The sequence below is a fragment of the Catenulispora pinisilvae genome, from assembly GCF_015356865.1.
GTDB lineage: Bacteria > Actinomycetota > Actinomycetes > Streptomycetales > Catenulisporaceae > Catenulispora > Catenulispora pinisilvae.
Genome location: NZ_JAAFZA010000086.1, coordinates 23,208 through 38,490 on the forward strand (window position 1 = coordinate 23,208; position 15,283 = coordinate 38,490).

Below are 15,283 nucleotides of genomic sequence, written 5' to 3' on the forward strand. Positions count from 1 at the left end.
AGACCGACCCCGCTCCTTGCACGATCGAGGCACCGCGCGCCGGGGTGTGTGGGTTGGGCGACACCGCTGATGCCGATGAGGAAGGCATTCACGCCTCCGATGAGCGCCTCGGGCGGAACGGACGCCGAACGTCGGCAAGGCGTCGCCGTCATCGGCATGCTGTCGCCGCGGCGACACGCGCGCGATGACATCCGTGCCCTCGCCGCTTCCCGGCTGCAGGGAGCCATGAGCGGCGTCGCCGGTTCGCCTACGAGCACGAGGCCGGGGTGGCGGACGGGATTTCGTCGGCACGGCGCCGTTCGCCGACGAACGGGCAACCGGCCGAACCACACCGGCACGCTCAACGCCGGAACCCTGTCGCTGGCATCGGCTTTCTGAGCGCTGCCGCCTAGCGTGTCGGGGCCGCCTGCCAGGGCCGCACCGAACTTGTTCGGCAAGCCCCGATCGCGCAGCGGCTGCCACCACGGCATAGGTGGGCACATCTCGCCAAACAGTCAAGCTGTGAGTTATCGTTCTGGATCTTCAATTGTGTGATCTTGAACTGCATGGGGGTCGGCGTGACCGGCATCGACATGGACGCCGCGCGAGGGCGGCCAGAGCAGATCGGCGACGAGCTGTTCTGGGGCGTCATCAACCAGCTGCGTGACCGGGAGTGGATCTGCCGGCTGCAAGCCTCCGGCCAGGGGGTCGACTCCGACCCGCCGGTCGCGATGCGGGTGTGCTGGCGGGGGAACCCATCGGACGCTGAGCAGCTCCGGCTGGTCCGGTGGGCGCTGGAGAGCTCGCAGATCACCGTCGGCGAGGCCGGGCACCAGATTCTGGAGAAGATGCGGGCCGAGCTGGACTTCGACATCGCCGAGGCGCGCACCCGGTACGCCCAAGCCCAGCAGGCCCGTGAAGACGACGACCGCCGTCACGCCGAGGCCGTCAGCGCCTATCAGACACTGCCGTGGTGGCGCCGCAGGCGGGCACCGCGCCCGCGCCGCTGACCGGCGAGCCCGGCATCGCCCCCACAACGGCGGCCCCACGGCCAACCCCCGGGGCCGCCGTGTCACCGGCCGTCTACTTGCCGCGCCCCTTAGAAACGCCGAGTCCGCCCGCCGGTCAGCGAGCCGGTGACACCTGTGTGCTGTCAGCCCCCACACATATCATCCGGCTATGACCGGACAGTACGCGCCGCCCAGCCCCTTCCTGCTCGGCGACGCCGAAGCGTTCCTCGGCCGCGACAGCCAGGAACCCACCCGGCAATCCGGCGTCTATGGATGGTGCGTCGGACCGACAAGGGAGCTCGCGGTCGTCCAGTACTGGGGCGAGGCGGGCAACGTCAAAGCCCGCACCGACTACCAGCGCGCCCGTGCCGAGGAGTTCGCCGAAGCCGTGGCGAACGGGACGGACCGCTGGACCGCCGCCGGCGCTGCCCTGACGCCGGTACTCGCTGCCCACCTCCCCGACGCCTACCCCGTCATGTGGCCCGTCGACGGTGCAACCGAGCGTAAGGGGTACGAGATCGCCCTGATCCGGATGTCCGCGCTGCACGGCGCGACACCCCCGGCTCAAGGCGGCGGCTGGGACTGGTGGCCCCAGACCCCAGCCAAGTGGGCGGCGATGAGCGCTCGCGTGCGTGCCGCCCGCAGACTCCTGAACCAGCACTTCGGCCGCGAGCCCGACGAGTTCGCCTAGTGTCGCCAGCGCCTCCGCGTAACCGCTGTCCGGACTCCGCAGCGAGTCCCGAACCGCGAACACGACGCGACGCGGGAGGGCGCACACGGCGCGCTACCCGTTGCAAAAATTCGCGCCCCGTTGCTGGTGGCACCCGGCGGCGGATGCTGAGGCCATCGGACGCAACACACCGATGAACCACGAAGCAGCCGACCGGATCGCCGCGCAAACCGCGACCTGGACAGCTCGACCGCCGTCTCCAGGTTCGACGACCGCGCCGAGGAAGCCGCCGACCGTAACGACCACGACCACGACGACGACTGACGCCGCACTGCGCAGTCCTGACGGCGCCCCGGCTCCCACGCGACCGGACATCACCGGGCGGCGTTGTCACGGACAAGCAGAACGGCGGTATGCGCGGAACGTGACCGTCCCGCGCATACCGCCGTGTGGATCCGTGCCGACGTCGTCAGCCGGCCGAGGCGTCCTGGTCGCTACGCCACTGGAAGCGGCGGGGCTTGTCCTCGAACGTCATGACCACCCCGATCTCCAGCAGCTTCTCGCATGCGTTGTTGACAGCCCCCGCCGACCTGTTGAGTACCTTTGCGGTGGCGGTCGGCGTCCACGCCCGGTCGGGGTGTTCGCGCAGGTGGGCCTCTACCTGGGCACGCAGCTCCCCCTTGCCCAGTCGCGGGCCGGATGCCTCCGCTGCGGTCGTTTGTCCAGCGGGGGCTGGGTCGTCACGCTCGGCGTCAGCGCCGCCAACGGCCAACCTGGTCGGGTCCTCCGCGCGCTGATGCTCGGAGTCGTCCGGCTCCGGCGTGGACGCGGACCTCTCATCGTCGCCGCTATCCGGTTCTTCGTCGTCGGTGGCCGTCGAGTCCTCCGGCTCCGGCCCATCGTGCGGATCTGCGTGATCCGACGCGCCGTCTCCGGTCGGCTCGTCGGCGGATCCACCGCTGGAATCGGAATCGGAATCGGAATCGGGTTCGGCGGCGGGACGCTCGTCTTGCTCGGTTTCACCGCCCGTTGTGGTGTCTCGCAACAGTGCTTCATCGTCTGGGCCGGCTGCGGCGACGTCGGACTCGGTCTCGCCGGTCGTGTCGTCGTCGTACTCGGCGACCGCTGGGGAAGCCTCGGCGTGGTCGGCAGCGGCGGGTTGCCCCTCAGCGTCGGCGGTGGCTGCGGGATCGCTCGCGTCGGCGTTGGGCGCGGCAGACCAGCGGTCCGGCAGACGGCGGGTTCCCTCGTGGCCGCCGTCCTGACGCACGGCCACTCCGGCGTCCAGCAGGATCGACAGAGCCTTGGTCACGGTCGAGCGGCCCAGGGCTGCACGTTCGGCCAGCTCGGCCACCGTAGTCGATGATTCGGCGTCCAGAAGCTCCAGGACCTTCTGGGCCGAGGGCGGCAGCGCGGTGGGGTCGGAGGGCGGCTGCGAAGGTGAGTTGGACGGGGCGGTTGTCTTCTTTTTGGGCATGGCGGATCTCGTTTCAGTGCTTCGGGAAAGAGGTACGGTCATGCCCCGGCCGGGGCGTCCCCGGTGCGATTCGCGTCTCGCCGGTGCCGGGGAACGGTGTCCATGGACGCTCTATATTCTGTGGTTGTCAACTTGGTCAGGTCAGGGCCATTGTTTGCGTGCACGGTCACTGTGGCTATGAACGGTAGTTGGCCTCTGTAAGGGGATAGAGGGCGCCAAAACTGAGTCCGGCTCGCTGGCTGCGACTTTTCGAGATAGTGGTCACCTGGCCGCTCAAACTGTCACCACGAGGCGGCTCGGCGTCGTGGTTTCCGCCCGATCGACTCTGATCAGCAGTGACGTCTCCCGGTCCGGTGACAGTCGGCGCGCAAACTGCGAGCAGGTGACAACAATCTCGACCACCTGGTGACAGACGGTGCGAACAAATCGGGACGCGACCCCAGGTCACACCACGAGCCTGGTGACAACCATCTCGAGAACGCGCACTGGCCGACCGTCGTGAGGGCCCAGTTGCGGCTTGCGGGGAACGCAAGCGTGTGTCAGCGCCCTGGGTCATGATGGAGTCATGGTGCGAAGGCCAGCAAGCTGGCTGACTCTAGCCTTGGTCGGAGCTACGACCGCAGCGGCCGTCATCTTGCTCTTGACGGGTGCCCACCAGTCGCGCTGGGTGGTCCTCGGTGCCGGGGCAATCTTCTCAGCCATCGTCGCGGTCGCTATGCCGCTGCGCGATGCCGTCGGCACAGCGCTGGCGAACCACGTCACGGACCGGCTGGCCCGACGCAACCAGGTAACTACCGTGCTGCGGGAGGTGGCGCCGGGGCGGCGCAGGCTGCAGCAGATCAAGGACCTGGTAGAAGCACGGGATGTCCTCGGCGTACATCGGGCGATTCCGCTGCCGCAAGGAGCCGATGCGGCACTATCGCGCGAGTTTCCCCTCTACGTACGGCGCGACCTTCATAGCGGCTTGGCAGACTGGGTCACCGCCAAGCGGCGGACCGGTGGCCTGCTGCTGTTAGCGGGTCCCGCCGGCGTGGGGAAAACGCGGTGCGCCTTCGAAGTCCTTCACCAGGAACTGCCCGACGCCGAGGTGTTTATTCCACAGAACACCGCGCAACTCACGTCTTTCGCCCAGAGCACCGGGCGCGAGCTGGTCGTGGTATGGCTCAATGAGATCTACAACTTCCTCGGCCCGGACAAACTGACGGCCGAACTCGTCCGGCGGCTTCTGAACCACGCCCGGCCGATTCTCATTGTTGCGACGATCTGGACCAGCCGCCTTGACCTGTTGACCGGCGAAGGTGCGGCGGAGCTCAACGAAGACGCATTTGAGATCCTCACCGTGCTCGCTCATGTGGAGCATCTGCCCGCGCGCTTCAGCGACGCTGAACTAGCCCGCGCGGCCGACCTCCAACACCGCGATCCCCGGCTGCGTGACGCCCTTGCCAACGCTGACGCCGAACTGGCTGGCGTGCTGGCGGCCAAGCCGGTGCTCCTGGCGCACTGGGGTGATCCTTCGGACCCCTACGCACACGCCGTCCTCGCCGCAGGAATCGCAGCAACCGTCTGCGGCCATCCAAACCCCATCCCCAGCGCCGTGCTGGAGGCGCTGGCGATTGCCCGGCTCGACCCGCGTGAGCGCGCCGAGGCCACTATTGACTGGTTTCACAGCGCCCTGGCCGGCGCGTGCCGACCGTTGGCAGGGCTGGCCGTCGCCGTGCTCGAGCCGTGCGCGAGCACCCCCGGGACCATTGACGGATACCGCCCCCACGACATCCTGGCGCAGTGCGCCGAGATCGCCGTCAGCGACCGCGAGATTCTGACGCTCATTGCGTCCAGCTCGCCACGGGCCTGTCACGCGATCGCCGTCGTCGTTGAGCCCACCCGGCGTGGTCTTCCGCTGGCTATCGCCGCGTCGCGCAAAGCCGCCACCGACGATGATCTCCCGGCGCGCCACCGCGCCGCTTTCACCCTCGCAGTCCTGCTGCGGAGGAGCGGTGACACTCACGGGGAACAGGTCGCGCTCAGGTTGGCGATGTGCGCCACCACCGACCCGGCACGGCGCTCACTCGCGGCCACAAGCCTCGGGGTCCTACTGCAGCGCCAAAGCGACATCGCCGGGGCTCAAAGCGCGTACCGGGCTGCCATGGAGTCAGGACATCCTGCCCACGCGGCGCTTGCTGCGCTCTCTCTGGGCTCCATGCTCGCCGTTCAGGGCGATACGGACAGCTCGCAGAGCGTGTTGGCCGGCGCGGTGGCATCCGGCTACGCACCGCTTGCCCCCGGTACGGCGATGGGGTTGGCCCTGCTGCACAACGCGCGAGGCGACCGGGCCGCCACGGCCGATGCCCTTCGGTTGGAGACCGAGGTAGGCCCTACCGACTACGCCGCCCAAGCGGCGTTCAGCCTCGGGATCCTCCTGGAAGAACAGGGAGATGTCCAGCAAGCCGAGGACGCCTACCAGCGTGCCGTCGCCTTGGAACATACGCAGTGGTCGCCGGCAGCAAACGTCAGGCTCGGGATGCTGCATGGCTGGCGTGGAAGCCTATTCTCCGCCCGGGACGCCTACCGGGCGGCGATCGACTCCGGGCATCATGAATTCGCCCCCTTCGCAGCAGGGCGTTTCGGTATGTTGCTGGCCGAGCACGGCGATTTCGGCGGCGCGTATCAGGCGTTACAGGTGGCGATCGACTCGGGCCATCCTGAGCACGCGCCTGCCGCGCTGCTGAGTCTCGGCGTACTGCAGCAGGAGGCCGGCGAGTTCGAGACGGCTGACGCCACTTATCGGAGAGTTGTGCAGACTGGACATCTGCACCATGCACCGCTGGCAGCAGCCTGCCTGGGTGCGCTGCTGTCCGAGCTTGGCGACGTCCGCGGAGCTATGAGCGCATTCCGCCGCGCCGTTGAATCTGGTCATGACGACATCGCACCGCGAGCCGCAGTCGACCTCGCCACGTTGCTGGCCGCCGAAGGCGACGCCCTCGGTGCCCGCGAGGCGTATCAGACCGCGATCGCCTCGCGGGACGCCGCTGCGGCCGACTCCGCCGCACGCGGGCTTGCTGAACTGGACAGGCCCACGATTTGAAGCCGATGACTTTCGACTTCGATTCGATACCGACAAGGTGTGCTGAGCACTGACTGCCTAGGGTGTGGCATCTTGGGCCACGCCACGGCGACTCTTATGACAGATTGTCAATGGATCGAAGTTGTTTATCTCGAAAAGGTGCACGTGGACGGAGTCGCGTTGACACACTTGGCCAGGCGGCTCCGTTCAACGACTTCGATACGAGCCGTTAGCAGCGCGTCTGCGAAGCAACATCGCACCGTCTGCAAGAAGGATCACCCTTTGCAGGACTGACCTGGTTCTTGACCGCTTGGTCGGCTCGCGTTGGCAGCAAGGTCGCGAGCGGCGCGTGTGCTGGAGCATTCACGGTGCTTCCGAGGCGGCTGGCGTGGTCACGAAATACGTCCACACCATCCTTCGTCGCAGGGACGGTACGCTGGCGCGCGAAGCAGGGGACGTATTTGTCGGGGTGGGATGTGTCGCGACGTATCAAAGCCACGCTGGTTCTGGCTGGCCTGGTTCTCGCTCTGCTGGGGGCGGGTTGGGGCGCCACGGCTCTGGGGCGCTGGCATGGTGCTCCTGCCTGGTCGTTGTCGTTGCTGTTGGCGGCTGGTGCCGCCAGCACTGCGGCTGGCCGCAAGCGTCTTCCGGCCGCGACCGGTTCGGTCATGGCACTGTGGCGGCGGCCTATCGGGACGGCAGGGGTGGCTGAGCGTGTCCGGGACGCAGTCCCGGCCGACTTCTGGCTTCATCCAGCGGCCCGGGTCGACGGCAAGACGGTTCCGGTGCCCAACGTCGTCCGTGACGAACACCCTGAGCTGGTCAACCGGATCCGCGAAGGCGGGTTGATCGTGATCCAGGGAGACTCGGCAGCGGGGAAGTCTCACCTGTCGTACTGGGCCGCCCGCGAGGCGGTCCCCGGCTGGTCGCTGGTGCGCTGTACCACTGAGACCGAGTTGGCCGCTCTGCGTGGGAAGGTCCTGGGGAACGCTCTGGTTCTGCTGGATGATCTCGAACGGTTCCTGACCCCCGGCGGCCTGACCGAGTCGCTGTTGGCGAAGCTGTGCCCTCGTGGGGCCAGCGTCACGGTTCTGGCTACTTTGCGTTCCGACGTGCGGGCGGCGCTCACGGCCGCCGACGGGGGTTCAGCAGCGGCCGTCAGGGTTTTGCGCCTGGCCGATCACACGGTGACCCTCGCGGCGAAGTTGAGTGATGGCGAGCTGGTCCGCGCCCGGGAGTTGGCCTTCGACAGTCGGATCCACGCCGGTGTGAGGGCGAATCCGGGTGCAGGATTCGGACCGGCGATCGCCGGAGGTCCCGCGGCCGTGGCGCGATGGCAGCTGGCCTGCTCCGGCGGCGAGCCGGTGGCCGGCGCGCTGATATCGGCGGCGGTGGACCTGCGCCGGACTGGTCTTTCCGGTCTGCTGCCTCGTTCGGCCCTGGACGGACTTTGGCAGCACTACCTGCCGGCCGGGATCGCAGCGAACCGCTTGGATCTGTCGACTGTCGAGGAGGCGCTGGCCTGGGCGGCACACAGCGAGTCCGGCACCGAACCGTGCCTGAGACTCCATAGCGACGGCCAGATCGCTGTCTTTGACTATCTCATCGATCACGGCCGCCGCAGCCGCATAGACGGTACGGGCAAGCCGGTCCGCAACGAGGCGTGGTTGACGGCCTCGGCGATGGCCACGGTCGAGCAATTGTCCATGTTCGCCGCTGCCGCGCTTTTCGATGGCAGGGTCGACGTGGCAACAGGTGTCTATTCGGCTGGCGCTGACGCGCACGACCCCGATTGCCTGAACATCATGGGGGCTGTCGCCCACGCCCGTGGCGATCACGCGGAAGCCGAATCGTACCTTCGCCAAGAAGTCGATCTCGGCGACCGTAGCGTTTACAGCCTCGCCAGCGTGTTGGCCGAACAGAAAGACCGCCGGCAGGAGGCCGAGGCACTGCTGCGTCATGCGGCCGACTCTGGCGATGAAGCCGCCGAGTACGCTCTCGGCGTCCACTTGGCCCACCAGGACGAGTGCGAGCAGGAAGCCGAAGCCATCCTGCGGCGGTTCGCCGACAGCGACCGCAGCAGCGCACTGGTCGAACTCGGTATCCTCATCGCCCGCCAACCGGGCAGGGAGGCCGAAGCCGAGGCGATACTCCGCCGGGCCAAACCCATGAGCGATGCCGAGATCATCTGCGCTGGCTTGCCCATGATCCTCAACACCAATCGGCGCATGGCAGAGCAGACAGCCGTCATGCGCCGGGCCTGGGCGGCTGAGGGCGGCGAGAATCTGGACGCTCTCTACAACCTCGGATGGCTGATCGAATGCCAGGAAGAACGACAGCAGGAGGCCGAGGCTCTCTACCGTCGCTGCGTCGAGTTGGGGGATCCCAGGGCCGCCTACCGCCTAGGCAGCATGCTGTGGCGGCAGCCTGGACACGAAACCGAGGTCGAGGCAGCGTTCCGGATGGCCGCCGCCAACGGCATGGACAACGCACTGTACGATCTCGGCGCACTCCTGGGCCGGGAGCACATACCCGGGTACGGGGAAAGTGTTGAGTCCACGTACCGGGAAGCTGCAGCATCTGGAAACGCCGAGGGCACCTTGTTGTTGGCGCTCCTACTCGCAGATGACGCCGGTCGGGAAGACGAGGCCGAGCTCTATTTCCGCCAGGCGATCCTCAGTGACGACGTCGACACGAAAGCCCGATACGGCCTCGGCCTACTGTTCCTTCTACTGGACGGCCGCGACGAGGAACTCGGCACCCTCATCGGCGACCTTGACCACCTCGATAGCCGCCGCGCCAAACTGCTACGGGAACTGCGCACCATGCGCGACCAAGCCGCAGCCCCCGTCTCTCCCAGTGCTCACACGCCGAGCAGCGCTATCACTGCGCCGGACAGACACTCCTATCTCAAGAGCAGTCCAAGCCAGGCCCATACTTCGAACGTTACCTTCGGGTACATCAACGCGACAGAGAACCCTGTCTAGGGGCCAGCTCCCCGGAGGACGGCAACCTGCGATGTGGATCCGCCGGTGGAGGGCGGCAACGCCAGAGTCACAACAGACCGGGCGGCACGTTCAGACGTTAGATCACGGCTACACACAACATTGGTGCGACACGGCACCGAAAAACTTGAACTTCGTGGGGAACATTGCGTCGATGGAGCTCCGCGTGGCGCTACGCCACGCGGGTGGCCCCGCGCCACCGGAAGTGGGCACCGCACGGAGGGACAACCACCAATGGCAACAGATGACAGACCGGTGGCGCCGGCACGGGCCGACGACGTCGACCTGTACACGATCGGCGCGGACGTTCCCGATGGGGAGGCCGTGCTGTTGGTCACCGAGATCGACTCGCCTGACGGCGTGTTCGTCGGGCAGTGGAGTGATGAGGAGACAGTGTCGCGGATCTTCGACGGCGACGTCTACATCCGCCTGCGCCGCGCGCAGGCCGATACGGTCGACGCCCACTTGATCCTGGCTCATGACGGCCAGCTGCTGCCCATTATGCGGGTGCAGGAGGTCGCTGACTGGGCCGAGCAGCTACGCCCCGCCGCAGCAGCCATCATGAGCTTGCACGCCGATCTCGAATCCGGGGGCAGGTGCAAGGCGTACGTCGACATCGCCGTCGCGCCGGACTGAGCAGACCTGCAGAACCGGGCCGTTTCTCGGGGCGTTCCCGCCCTCGGGAAGCGGCCCTTCCTTCGTTGGTGCGCCCCAGCGCCAGATCGTGCGCGGCTCCGTTCAGTCTTTCTCCAGCGCCTTCTCGGATCCACCGTTCGGTGGGGAAGGCGCGGTGCCCGGCACCACCGGGATTCGGCGCCTCCGCAGACAGTAGCCACCCAAGGCAGCGATACTCGGGGCAATGAAGTGCAGCGCGTCGGCAGGCAACGGCAGCTGGGCCGCCGCGTAGGAGATCGCGCAGACTGAAAAGAGCACCGCCAGACCGCCGCCGACAACGAACCTCGCGCCGTCGCGCGGGGATGAGGCGATCGCCGCGACGGCGGAGTCGTCGATCAGCGCCGGATCGACTGGCAGGGAGTGTACGAAGCGACTCTTGGTGTGGAAGGCGAGGACCGAAGCCAGCACCAGCACCAGATGCTTACGCTCCCGTCTACGTTCTTCATCGGATTCCGCAGCGAGCGCTCTGTCCGTCGAGTATCGGATCTGAGCCACGAGGCGACGGGTCATCGCCGACGTAGCGCCCCGTCCGCCGGCCCGCTCCAAAGCTCGGCACAACCGCCTGGCGTGGTACGGCAGCCGGGCTGGGGCATTGTGACGCGCCCCAGCACTGCCCCGGTGCCGCACCAGAGCCAGCGCCATCCCCAAAGCATCTGCGGCGCGCTCGGCGATATGATCGCGCCGGTTCGACCGAACGTCGAAGGCACGGTCGACCGACAGAATGCATCCGAGGACCGGGAAGACGACCACGAGAGCAACCAGCAGGTCGGGATCCGGACGTATCACGGCCGCCACCACCGCTAACACGACCACCGGCGCCCATCGCAGCGTTGCGCCTTGTCGGGCCTGCGAGCGACGCCGCAACGCGGCGCAGACCTGCTCCTTCTTCGGCAGCCCAACCTGGACGTTCTTCAACTCGGCCAGCGGCTTGGTCACCGCTACCGCGGCGGCGTGGGCCTGGCGGCTCGGGCGTCGCGGCAGCCAGGGCAACCGAGCCACGAGTATCCCGGCGTTGCGCACGCCCATCGCCCCAAAGGCCACACTGGTAGCCGCCAACAGCCCGGCGCTGGCCGCCATGGCGACCAGCACTCCATCCCACTGCCAACGCGTAGTTACCTCGGCGATCGCCGTCGCCGTCACAGCCGACTGCCCCATCACACCCTCCGCTATATCTCCCGTAATCGATCGAGGCCGGACGGCGGGCCGCAGTACAGCGGGACCTCGCCCGGGGAAAACCTGGCAATGCCCACGGCCGTTAGCTACAGCACACTCCAAACCGAGTTGTCGCTGCGGCAGCACAGGCCGACCCCCTGCACCGGCGGTCACGCAAGGCCAGTCGGACCGATCGAATATTTGCGTTCTATAGTGGCATCTCGGATGAAAACGACCGATGCTACGGGGAATACTCGCATGACTGGCGGGCCAGGACCGAAGCGTGATCTGTACGGCGAGGTGGGGTTTCGTGCCGAACCGGTGAAGCAGGCGGCGCTGCCCGATGCGGGAGTTCTACGGGAGCTGTATGTACAGCGGCGGCTTTCCGAGCGGCGGATCGCCAGGCAGCTTCATACCAGTCCGGACCGGGTTGCGGCGGGGCTGCGAGCGGCCGGGATACCGCGCCGCGACCGCACCCGGTCCTGCCCTGTGTCATCGGCGGAACTGCGGCGGCTCCTACCTGGAGGAGAACGTGTCGGGTCGGGCGCTGGCCGCCCGCTTCGGTGTGTCCCCGGGGGTGGTGAGGCGGTGGCTGGCCGAGGCCAGGGCGATCAGCCCAGCGGGTGAGGTGGATATCGCCGAGTTGCGGCGGCTGTACAGCGTGGAGCATCCGCCGATCCGGCGGATTGCCGAGCATTTGGGCTGTAGCGTGAAGACTGTCGAGACCATCGTGACCCAGGCTGGGCTGGGTGCCCGCCTATCGGCGACCGTTCGCACCGACCGTCGCAATGATGCCGCTATCAGTGACGAGATGCTGAGATGCTGCGGCAGGCGTATCTGGAATCCGGGCTCACCAAGAAGCGGACCGCCGCCAGGCTCGGCATATCCAGTCGGTACCTGGACCAGCGCCTGGTGGCCGCCGGACTGTTCAAACGGGTGGGGGCGTTTAAACCCAAGACCGCCTACAACCGCCAGGAGCTGCGCGAGCGCGCGGCCCAGTTGTACCAGGGTGGGGCCAGCATGCAAGTAGTTGCCGAGCGGCTCGGCGTGACGATCAGCACGGTCCGTAAGGCGCTGCACGAGTCGGCCGTGCCGATACGGCGGCGTGGCTACCCCAGTAGCTCTGTCGACGCCCCCCGGCGGCTGCTGATCGAGGAACTGTACGCCGATCCCCGTGTTGTTGGCTGCCTGCGCCGCCATGGGGTTGCCGTCCCTGATCCTGGGGTGTGGGAGCCTCCCGGGCCCAGACGCACGCTGGCGCCGATGCCGTTGTCCGGGAGCCTGCTGCGCGAGCTGTACCGGGACATTGGACTTGCCACGCTGCACATTTCGATGGTGTGCGGGGTGGGCATCACCGCTGTTCGCAAGGGCCTGGCCGTCGCCGAGGTCGCATTGCGCCCTCGGGGGGATACTTCGCCGTGGCTGGTCCGCACCTACGGCCTGGCCAGCGCCTCGGAAAAGCGCCGCGTCTAACGTCCCACCAAAGGTGGGGCAGCTTCAGTTGCGCTCAGGGCGTAGCCGAGGGCTTGGGCCGGGGCTGGCGTGTGCGCATCGCGTCTGCGGCGGCTTGGCGGGTCTCGGCGGAGACGTCGGCGCCGAGGGAGTCGGTGAATGTCTCCAGGATCCGCAGTTTGCCGGGGATCTCAGCGTGCCGGCCCGCGGCAGCCAGGATGTCGAACATCTGCCGGTACAGCGCCTCTGCGTCCTCGGTGAAGGCTGCGGCCTGTTCCAGTGCGCCCAAGGCCTGGTCGGCGAGGCCGGCGTCAGCGGCCAAAGCGGCCAGCCGGCCCAGGACGGCAGTCTGTTGGTCGGCGAAGGTCGGCGCGTAGTCGTCGGCCCAGGCGAAGACGTCGCCGAGTTCCCCATCCAGCAGGATTCCCGCGCACAGCGGCGAGGCCGCGGCCAGCAACGCCAGCCGGTCCTCGGAGGACTGCGCGGTGCGTGCGGCGGCCGTCAGGGCCGCCAGGGAGGAGACGTCGGTGGCCACCAGATCGGGATCGAGGCTGTAGCGGCCGGTGGCGCGGTCCAGGGCAATGTAGGCCGAGGTCTGCCGTCCGGCGGCCTCGTTGAGGCGGGTGCGTAGCGAGGTGATGCCGTCCTTGCGCCATTTGGTGACCCGGTCGGCATCTGCCGGGCCGGCGTCGGGCCAGCACATGGCGTCGATCTGGGCAGCGGTCGCCCCGGCGGGGCCTTTGATCGCGAGCAGTGCGGCCAGTACCCGGGCTTGGGTGCGAAGCCCTGCCACCGGCTGTCCAGCCACGCTGATCCGCAAGCCGCCGAGCACAGTGATCTGCACCGGGTGCTGCTCCCATGCGGTGAGCAGCACTGCCGCGCGAGCCGTGCCCGCGGCCCCGGCATCTGCTACTTCAGCGGCTGGCGCGGCGGAGCGGACCGGCAGGACGGTCACCGGTGCGATCGGCGATTCCGCCTCGGTCGGCTCCTGCCTCGCCTCGGATGCGTCCTCGATGGTGGGCTGGCCGACGGCTGGCTGGGCGACGTTCACGGTGCGCACCGGCAAAGCGGTGACGGTGGCCTCCCAGCTGTTGTCGCTGGCTGCGGTGCCTGCCTGGTAGGGGGCTTTGACGGGTTCAAGTTGGGGCCATGGGTCTGTGACGGCTGCTGCTCCCGTAATCTCGGGCTGGTGTCCGGCGGCTCGCGCCAGAAGGGTGATGACGTCGCCGAGGCCGGTCGGGCTCAGGTTCCACAGGCGGGTGCCGGCCCAGTCTGCGGCCGCGGGTCCGGTGGCGGTGCCGTCGTGCTCGACGAAGGCGGTGGCCGAGGGCCAGCCGCCGAGCAGCACGGCCGTGATCCGCAGCGGCGCGGCGGAGCCGATCAGGGCGGTGAGGCGTACGGACAGAGGTCTGGTTGGGGAGGCCATCACCACCAGCGGTGGGCAGTCCTCCTCATCCGGGTGCTCAACGTTAAGGGCGTCCAGGTCGTTGACCTCGTATTCCTCCAGCAGTCGGGTCCGGAACAGGGCATGAACCTCGGCCTCGGCCAGGGCTTCGGCGAGCCCGCGGGTGACGATGAGCTCCGGGAGCCCGGCGGTCAGCTGCGGCAGGGCGGTCTCCTCCACGCCGAGCAGCGCCGCCAGGTCGGCCGCCGGGATGATCAGGCGGGCCAGGTCGGAGGTCCGGTCCGGGGCGCCGGCTGACAGCACGCCTGCGGCGATCGCGCGCGCAGCACCTGCCGCGCCGGGCCCGATCAGGCCCAGGCCCAGACCGGTGGGGACCAGAGGGACCTCGGCGCCGCCACGTTCAGCAGCGCTGATGCTCCCGGGCACCAGCGGCGCGGTGTACCGGGTGCCCAGGCCATAGTCCGGCTCGCCGCCATCTACGTCGTCCTCGTCCGCGCTGTCGTCATCATCGGTGTTGGAGTGGTCGCTGTCCTGGCCGCCGTCGAAGTAAAGGTCGAATGCGCCGTCCTCCTCGTCGAGTAACTTCCCGGTGCCGACGATCGTGGTGTCGGTGCCTGGTGTGTCGAAGTCGAAGTCCGTGTGTTCGTCACCGTTCAGGTGCTGCGGGCTGGTTGTCTCGTCGATCCGGTCTTCGATGGACTGCGGGCTCGCCGAGCTCGCTCTGAGGTGGGCGCGGCGAGCGGCCTGCAGGGTGCCGGGCAACGGTGGCTCGGGGGTGGGGAAGCGGGGATCGGTCAGGCGGGTGCGCCAGCGGCGGGCCAGCACCACTGCCGAGCCCAGGGCGACGGCCAGGGTAATGCCGATGGCGCCTCCGTCAGGCAGCCCGACCGCGGCACCGCCGTGACGGCGCGTCGCACGCTCGTGCCGCGTGTCGGCTACAGGAGGCTGAGACTGTTGGGGTGGAGCTGTGTGCGGGGCGGACGGCGTTGTGCGGGGAGCATCTGGGCTGGGATGTCCAGTCGCGTGAGGCGTCGTGGGCGCGGTCAGCGCGGGCGTCGGGACCGCTGCTGCCGGCGGTGTCGGTGTCGGGGCCGCCGGCAACGGGGCGGCGCTTCGGCCGGTTGTCGAGTCGGAGGGGTCGTCGGCCGAGGCAGTGATGCGGATTTTCCAGTCGGGGCGGATCAGGTCGGGGTTGGTGAGCTTGTCGCCATCGGCCTGTACGACGCCTTGGTTCAGCGTGTACAGCTGGGGCCAGTCGGTGCCGTCGCCGAGGTCCTCTGCGGCGATCGTATACAGCGACTCGCCGGGGCGTACGGTGTGTACGCTCTCATGCTGGCCCGACGCCCTGGTGCTGCCGAAGCTCTGGTTGGCGCTAGACAGGCCGCTTCCTGCAAGCG

11 protein-coding genes are annotated in these 15,283 nt (G+C 68.2%); 7 read left to right on the plus strand and 4 right to left on the minus strand.

What is annotated here, in order from left to right; all coding sequences use genetic code 11:
* The first annotated feature begins 75 nt into the window (after positions 1 to 75).
* The 3 genes from IZR01_RS23280 (at position 76) to IZR01_RS23290 (ending at position 1,680) form a co-directional block, all read left to right on the plus strand.
* Entirely contained in the window at positions 76 to 378 is a 303-nt protein-coding gene (locus tag IZR01_RS23280) for a hypothetical protein (RefSeq protein ID WP_194894163.1), read from the plus strand.
* A 167-nt stretch (positions 379 to 545) separates the two neighbouring features.
* A complete protein-coding gene (locus IZR01_RS23285) occupies positions 546 to 989 on the plus strand; it encodes a hypothetical protein (protein WP_194894164.1) in 444 nt (147 codons plus the stop codon).
* Positions 990 to 1,158: 169 nt separating this feature from the next.
* Positions 1,159 to 1,680 carry a hypothetical protein gene (locus tag IZR01_RS23290; protein WP_194894165.1) on the plus strand — a complete coding sequence of 174 codons (522 nt, stop codon included), beginning with the start codon at positions 1,159 to 1,161 and terminating at the stop codon, positions 1,678 to 1,680.
* A gap of 448 nt (positions 1,681 to 2,128) precedes the next feature.
* Here IZR01_RS23290 and IZR01_RS23295 read toward each other — a convergent pair whose 3' ends face one another.
* A complete protein-coding gene (locus IZR01_RS23295; RefSeq protein WP_194894166.1) occupies positions 2,129 to 3,136 on the minus strand; it encodes a winged helix-turn-helix transcriptional regulator in 1,008 nt (335 codons plus the stop codon).
* A 640-nt stretch (positions 3,137 to 3,776) separates the two neighbouring features.
* Here IZR01_RS23295 and IZR01_RS23300 point away from each other — a divergent pair.
* From IZR01_RS23300 to IZR01_RS23310, 3 genes are all read left to right on the plus strand, one after another.
* Entirely contained in the window at positions 3,777 to 6,218 is a 2,442-nt protein-coding gene (locus IZR01_RS23300; protein WP_194894167.1) for a tetratricopeptide repeat protein, read from the plus strand.
* Between the two features lie 683 nt (positions 6,219 to 6,901).
* Entirely contained in the window at positions 6,902 to 9,184 is a 2,283-nt protein-coding gene (locus IZR01_RS23305; RefSeq protein WP_194925086.1) for a tetratricopeptide repeat protein, read from the plus strand.
* Between the two features lie 252 nt (positions 9,185 to 9,436).
* Complete coding sequence (locus tag IZR01_RS23310) at positions 9,437 to 9,838, plus strand: hypothetical protein (protein WP_194925087.1); 402 nt, start codon at positions 9,437 to 9,439, stop codon at positions 9,836 to 9,838.
* A gap of 102 nt (positions 9,839 to 9,940) precedes the next feature.
* Here IZR01_RS23310 and IZR01_RS23315 read toward each other — a convergent pair whose 3' ends face one another.
* Both IZR01_RS23315 and IZR01_RS23320 read right to left on the minus strand, forming a co-directional pair.
* Positions 9,941 to 11,032: a hypothetical protein gene (locus IZR01_RS23315; protein WP_194894170.1), complete on the minus strand. Its 1,092-nt coding sequence runs from the start codon at positions 11,030 to 11,032 to the stop codon at positions 9,941 to 9,943.
* A gap of 513 nt (positions 11,033 to 11,545) precedes the next feature.
* Positions 11,546 to 11,758: a hypothetical protein gene (locus IZR01_RS23320; RefSeq protein ID WP_194925088.1), complete on the minus strand. Its 213-nt coding sequence runs from the start codon at positions 11,756 to 11,758 to the stop codon at positions 11,546 to 11,548.
* A gap of 90 nt (positions 11,759 to 11,848) precedes the next feature.
* On the opposite strand from IZR01_RS23320, the gene IZR01_RS23325 reads away from it, so the two are divergent.
* The gene (locus tag IZR01_RS23325; RefSeq protein ID WP_194894171.1) at positions 11,849 to 12,502 is read left to right on the plus strand and encodes a helix-turn-helix domain-containing protein; all 654 of its coding nucleotides are present in this window, start codon (positions 11,849 to 11,851) and stop codon (positions 12,500 to 12,502) included.
* Between the two features lie 34 nt (positions 12,503 to 12,536).
* On the opposite strand, the gene IZR01_RS23330 is transcribed toward IZR01_RS23325, so the two are convergent.
* The coding region (locus IZR01_RS23330; protein WP_194925089.1) for an AfsR/SARP family transcriptional regulator at positions 12,537 to 15,283 on the minus strand (2,747 nt) is incomplete at its 5' end.